This is a genomic window from Polaromonas sp. (assembly GCF_030682935.1).
Lineage (GTDB): Bacteria > Pseudomonadota > Gammaproteobacteria > Burkholderiales > Burkholderiaceae_C > Polaromonas.
In genome coordinates, this window is the sequence record NZ_JAUXNA010000162.1 from 1 (window position 1) to 6,106 (window position 6,106).

At 61.9% G+C, this 6,106-nt stretch carries 6 protein-coding genes and 1 pseudogene; 3 read left to right on the top strand and 4 right to left on the bottom strand.

The genetic code is table 11. The annotated features are described in order from the left end of the window. Together Q8K05_RS07630 and Q8K05_RS07635 are read left to right on the top strand one after the other, a co-directional pair. Nucleotides 1-642, top strand: a 642-nt coding sequence (locus Q8K05_RS07630; protein WP_305245938.1) for a hypothetical protein, incomplete at its 5' end; no start/stop codon positions are given. 51 nt (nucleotides 643-693) lie between these two features. Continuing rightward, nucleotides 694-813: pseudogene (locus Q8K05_RS07635) on the top strand (ISAs1 family transposase); the annotation flags it as partial. A 266-nt stretch (nucleotides 814-1,079) separates the two neighbouring features. Here Q8K05_RS07635 and Q8K05_RS07640 read toward each other — a convergent pair. Beyond that, nucleotides 1,080-1,466: a type II toxin-antitoxin system VapC family toxin gene (locus tag Q8K05_RS07640; protein WP_305245940.1), complete on the bottom strand. Its 387-nt coding sequence runs from the start codon at nucleotides 1,464-1,466 to the stop codon at nucleotides 1,080-1,082. 199 nt (nucleotides 1,467-1,665) lie between these two features. Between Q8K05_RS07640 and Q8K05_RS07645 the strand changes: the two genes are divergently transcribed. After that, nucleotides 1,666-2,970 (top strand): kelch repeat-containing protein, encoded by a 1,305-nt coding sequence (locus Q8K05_RS07645; protein WP_305245942.1) that lies wholly within the window; start codon nucleotides 1,666-1,668, stop codon nucleotides 2,968-2,970. 16 nt (nucleotides 2,971-2,986) lie between these two features. On the opposite strand, the gene Q8K05_RS07650 is transcribed toward Q8K05_RS07645, so the two are convergent. The 3 genes from Q8K05_RS07650 to Q8K05_RS07660 form a co-directional block, all read right to left on the bottom strand. Then, entirely contained in the window at nucleotides 2,987-4,081 is a 1,095-nt protein-coding gene (locus Q8K05_RS07650; protein WP_305245944.1) for a 3-deoxy-7-phosphoheptulonate synthase, read from the bottom strand. 81 nt (nucleotides 4,082-4,162) lie between these two features. Next, a complete protein-coding gene (locus Q8K05_RS07655; RefSeq protein ID WP_305245946.1) occupies nucleotides 4,163-4,783 on the bottom strand; it encodes a PolC-type DNA polymerase III in 621 nt (206 codons plus the stop codon). Nucleotides 4,784-5,138: 355 nt separating this feature from the next. After that, nucleotides 5,139-6,106, bottom strand: a 968-nt coding sequence (locus tag Q8K05_RS07660) for a toprim domain-containing protein (protein WP_305245948.1), incomplete at its 5' end; no start/stop codon positions are given.

Consider the following 6,106-nt stretch of genomic DNA (forward strand, 5'->3'; position numbering starts at 1 on the left):
AGTTTTTCAGAGCAAATCAGCCATCAATTTACTGTTGATACCGACCGCTCATTTCTAACCACGTATGCACTAGGCCAATACCTGAACGCGGACGTATTCGGTAACGTGGTCGATGCAGAGGAGATTTTTCGTGACGCCGGAATGTGGGCGTGGTTGTCGCTTGCGTTTATTGGAAGTTTGGTAAGCAAAAAGCCCGCGGGTAGTCCGCTTGCAGTGAACCACTACATGCAAACGAGTACGGCTGCTGGCCAGCGCCAGAACTACAGACTGATTTGCAGAACGGCTTGGTGGATGGTCCGCATACATGGCAGTTCAGCCGCAATTGCGTTGAGTTCCCCGAAGAGTCCATGGGGTGAGCTGGCTGAACAAATCATTGCTAGGCAACACATCGCATCCCATAAAGGCTTTTTTGCCGTGGCCGGGCGTCTTTATCTTGCGCCTGACGGGTCACTCAAGAGGGGGGCAGCAGGAAAGAGAAGCAAGGCGGCGAAGCACAATCCCAAGGCAAAGGGCGGCTTAGGCTCCATGCGTCGCCTTGCCTTGACGCTGAATCAATTCGGGCGAACGTACAACACTCGTGCGATTCCACCGGAAAAAATGATCTGCCTCTTGCCGAAGGAATACGAACGCTGGATCGTATAAAGACAATATCCAAAGTGCCGATATCCAAGGCTTGATTTCAGTGATAGTCGACGACGCTTCTTCATCAGCAGTTTGCCGGCCAACGCCGGGCAAATAGCCCAAGCAGTGCGCACCCATTGGGCCATTGGGAACACGCTGCACTGGGCACTGGATGTCGTCTTCAACGAAGATTAATCAACTGTACGCAAAGACCACGAGCCACAGAACATGGCCATGTTGTGCTCAACCTATTGAACACCGCGAAAAAACACTTCAAGGGCGTCGGAATCAAGGCGCTACGCAAAAAAGCAGGCTGGGGCAATGACAATCTTCGGCTTATTTTGAAGCAAGGCTTTTGATGGGACAGCCCTGCGCTCGTTGCTGCATTACCGGACTGGCAGCTCAGTTCTTGATCCGTAATCTCAGCGCGTCGCCGTCTGCCACGGGTTGATAACTTCCTAGCCCGCGTAGTCAAAGTCTCTGGTGTTGCGGGTGCCCAGCCGCAAGTCATGGTGCAGCACCGTGGCGGCCAGCAGGCTGTCGATGGCGGGCACGGGACGGCCCGCCTGCGCGAGCAGCCGGCCCCAGTGGTCGGCCACGTCCGGGCCAATCGGCAAAATGCGCGGGCCAAACCAGTCGCGCAGGTCGTGCTCCAGCCAGAGGCGCAGTTTTTCGCGGCGCTGGGTGTCGGCCAGTTTCTCGACGCCTTTGCGAATTTCGCCCAGCGTCAAGGCGCTCAAAAACAGGGCGTCGTCCGGTGTGTTCGCAAACCAGTCCAGCACGGCGGCGTCAGGTTTGGGGCGCACCAGTTCCGAGATCACGTTGGTGTCGATCAGGTAGCTCACAGCGCGATCTTGCGCGTCAAGCCTGCTTGTCGCCCCGTATCCAGCTCGAGCCCGACCATTGGCGTGCCGGGCACCATCTTCTGTCGGAATTCGTCCAAATGACGCTCAATCATGAGGCCGGTGATACGCTGCTCGGCCGATATCGCTTACTTGATTTTCCTCAAACAATTGGGGTTCCACCGGACCTAAGGTCAAGGGTGTGAAAACCCTTGTTTCTTTAGTTCGCTTTGGCCTGCCCGTGGCGCTTGCTGCATTGGCCACGGCGTGTGGCGGTGGCGGCGGTGGCGGTGCGGTCACGGTGCCCGTCATCACCAACCTGGTGATCACGCCAGAGGCGGCCTACGTCTCCAGTTCGCCACAGACCTTTGACTCCGTCTTTGACTTCACCGATCCAGACGGCAACCTGGCGAGCGTCACGGTAAAAATTCTGGACAGTGCCGGTAGCATGGTCAGCCTTGAGACAGCGCCCGTCCTGGAGGTCGACGGCCTGAAGTCCGGCACCGTCCTCGGGCAGCTGACGGCCGTTGCGGTGAAACCCGACACCTACACGGTCCGGATTTATGTGACAGACTCCGCTGGCCAACAGTCCAACACCTTGACCGGCACGGCGCGCATTGTTGCCTACCCGTGGACCCGCAAGCTGGCGGCACCTACGCTGCGGGAACATGCCGCCACTGCCGTCGTCAATGGCAAGCTCTACGTGATGGGCGGGCAGCGCACGGACAGCGGCGTCAGACCTGGCCCGTCCACCAACGTACTGGAAATCTATGACCCCGTGACAAACATCTGGAGCACAGGCAATCCCATGCCCACAGCGCGCATGGGCCTCGTTGCTACGGTGGCCAACGGCAAGATCTACGCGATTGGCGGCCGAACGGACGGCTTCAGCACCTCGGCCGTGGGTACGGTAGAACTATTCGATCCCGCAACGGGTCTTTGGACCACCAAAAACCCGATGCTGACCGCTCGCTACTTTGCGGCTGGCGCCACGTTGCCAACGCCGCTAGGCGACCAGATCGTTGTGGCCGGCGGCGAGTCGACTGACCTGCTGCTCAGCAATGTCGAGCAATACAACCCGCTCACGAACGCGTGGTCCAGCCTCAACGCCATGACCACCGCCCGCAGCCAGCTGGCCATGACTGAATTTGCTGGCCGGCTCTACGCCGTGGGGGGCTATGCGGGTGTCATTTCGCAATGGGTGAACACCGTGGAGGAATATGACCCTGGCACGGGCAGCTGGACCCCGCGCGCGCCCATGCCCACTGCGCGCGCGCACCTGGCCCTGGCCCCGCTCAACGGCAAGCTGCTGGCAGCGGGCGGCGAGAACGTCAACCGCAGTCTGGACGTGCTGGAAAGCTACGATCCCGCCATCAACCTCTGGACCACCAAGACCCCCAGCCTGACCGCGTTCACGCGCGCCGCAGCCGGCGTAGTGAATGGCAAGGTGTACGTCTTCGGCAACGCCCTCACGCTTGAATACGACCCGAACAACGAAATTCGTTAGCCCATCACCGGAACCATCAGGCGGCGGCCCGCCGCGTCCGCACCGCCGCCGCCAGCCCTTGCAGCACCGGCACGGTTTGCTCAAAGCTGATGCACGCGTCGGTCACCGACACGCCGTGCTTTAAAGGCTGGCCGGCCACGATGTCTTGCCGGCCTTCGTTCAAATGGCTTTCAATCATGAGGCCGGTGATGCGCTGCTCGCCCGCGGCGATCTGCTGGGCCACTTCGGCGGCCACAGTGATCTGGCGTTGGTGCTGCTTGCTGCTGTTGGCGTGCGACACGTCAATCATCACCTGCTCGCGCAGGCCGGCGCTTTTGAGCAGCGTGCAGGCGGCGTTGACGTCTGCGGCGGCGTAGTTGGGCTGCTTGCCGCCGCGCAAAATCACGTGGCAGTCGGCGTTGCCGCGGGTTTCAAAAATGGCGGCCTGGCCCATCTTGGTCATGCCCATGAAGGCGTGCGCGGCCTGCGCCGCCTGGATCGCGTCGGTAGCCACCTTGATGCCGCCATCGGTGCCGTTCTTGAAGCCGACCGGGCAGCTCAGGCCAGAAGCCAGCTGACGGTGGCTGGGGCTTTCGGTGGTGCGCGCGCCAATGGCGCCCCAGCTGACCAGGTCGCTGATGAATTGCGGGCTCAGCAAGTCCAGGAACTCGGTGCCCACCGGCAGGCCCAAGGCCAGCACGTCGAGCAGCAACTGGCGCGCCATCTCCAGCCCTTCGTTGATGGCAAAGCTGCCGTCCAGGCGCGGGTCGTTGATGTAGCCCTTCCAGCCCACGGTGGTGCGGGGTTTTTCGAAATACACACGCATCACCACCAGCAAGTCGCCGGCCAGTGCATCAGCTTGCACTTTCAGCTGCCGCGCGTAGTCCATGGCCTGCGCATGGTCGTGGATGGAGCAGGGCCCGACCACCACGATCAGCCGGTCGTCGGCGCCCTGCAGCACGCGCGAGATGGCGGTGCGGCTTTGTTCGACCAGCGTCAGCGTGGCCTGGGGTACGGGCAGCCATTCTTCGAGCAGCGCGGGCGTGATCAGCGGACGCACCGCGCCGATACGGGTGTCGTCAATGCGGGTGGTGTCGTGGGTCGAAAGCGGTGTGGCTGGGCGGGTGTGCATGCGGATGCTCCTGATTATTGGTGTTTTATGGATCTAGCCCTTTAACTGCGGGCAGTATTAGCTATTTATTTAGTAGCGTTATTAGCCTGTACAAGCCGTGGCGTACTTGGCCATCAGCGCGCTGACCGTGGGTTTGGCGCAGCGCTGCAGCGTCATCAGCAGCGCGTGGTCAGGCTTGGCCACGCCGTGGCGGGCGCGCAGGTCGCGTTGAATCTGGCCCAGCAGCGCGGCCGCCATTTCGGCGTCGGCCAGCGCGCGGTGGGCAGCGCCGGCGCGCGGCAGGCGGTGAAAGTCGACCAGCGAGCCGAGCTTGTGGTTGGGTGCCTGCGGGTACAGCCTGCGCGAGACCAGCAGCGTGCAGGCATAGGGCTGCGGCGCGGGCAGGCCCAGGCGCTGCAACTCGGCGACCCAGAACTTGCGGTCAAACGAAGCGTTGTGCGCCACCATGGGCGTATCGCCCACAAAGCGGCTGGCGTCGGCCATGACCTGCGCGGCATCGGGCGCGTCGGCCAGCATGGCATTGGTGATGCCCGTGAGCTGGGTGATGAAGGACGGAATGCGCACGCCGGCGTTCATCAGGCTCTGGAAGCGGTCAACCACCCGCCCGCCCTCGACCAGCACGATCGCGACCTCGGTGGCGCGGTCACCCAAAGCGGGCGACAGACCGGTGGTTTCAAAGTCAATGACGGCGATGGGTGACATGGGCGGGCAGGGTTTTGGAGTCTGGAATTTCAGGGGAGGCCGGTGAACGCCAGTGAACGCGTTACCAAGTCTGGCAGCCGTTACGCCATGCGGATTGTTTAATTTGCAGGCCCGGCCTGTAATTTGAAAAGCATGGCGCCAAGATGAGCCTGTGGGCCGTGCAGGTCGGTGAAATCGGCAACATGACTTTTCAGGCGCATTTCGAATCATCGGCAAAACTCGGCGCCACCCTTGACGGGCATCAACAGTGATGCCGCCTTTAACGTCTGGCGTGCAAAAAGCAACCCGTCGGGGCTGGGACGCTGGGTCCGCAGCAGCCAGTCTTACGAAATCCCGATCTGAGCAGGCTGCCTCATCACGTATCGATGTTGGCCGCCCGCAGCGCATTTTTCTCGATAAACTCCCGGCGCGGCTCGACCTCGTCGCCCATCAGCATGGTGAACACGCGGTCAGCTTCAATGGCGTCGTCAATCTGCACCCTGAGCAGGCGGCGCACTGTGGGGTCCATGGTGGTTTCCCACAGCTGGGCCGGGTTCATTTCGCCCAGCCCTTTGTAGCGCTGGCGTGACGTGCTGTTTTCAGCCTGGCCAATCAGCCAGAACATGGCCTGGCGGAAGTCGCTGATTTTTTCTTCTTTTCTGCGCTCGCCTTCGCCGCGCATGACCTTGGCGCCCTCGGTGATCAGGTCCCTGAACGACGTGGCGGCTTCGGCCAGCGTGGCGTAGTCGGCGCCGTGCACAAAGTCCTGGGTCAGCACGCTGCTTTTGACGTTGCCGTGGTGACGGCGGCTGATGCGCAAAATGGGCTTGTCGTTACGCACGTCAAACTCGCCGGCCACGTCGGCCGGCGCGCCGGTGACGTTGAGCTCGCGCAGCTTGGCCTGCAGGATCACGGCGCAGGCTTCGGCATCGGCCAGGGTGTCGAGATTGAGCGACACGCCATCGGCAATGGCGCGCAAGGCTTCTTCATCCATGAAGCCGCGCAGGCGGTTGATCACCGACTCGGCGTGCTGGTGCTTGCGCGCCAGCTCGGCCAGCGGTTCGCCGGTGAGCACGGCGTTGGCGTCCGCACCGGTCTGCACGTAGGCGTCGCGCAGCGCGATGCGCAGCAAAAAACCGTCGAGCGCAACCGTGTCTTTCAGGTACTGCTCTTCCTTGCCGGCCTTGACCTTGTACAGCGGCGGCTGGGCGATGTAGATGTGCCCGCGCTCCACCAGCTCGGGCATCTGGCGGTAAAAGAAGGTGAGCAGCAGCGTGCGGATGTGCGCACCGTCCACGTCGGCATCGGTCATGATGATGATGCGGTGGTAGCGCAGCTTGGCCA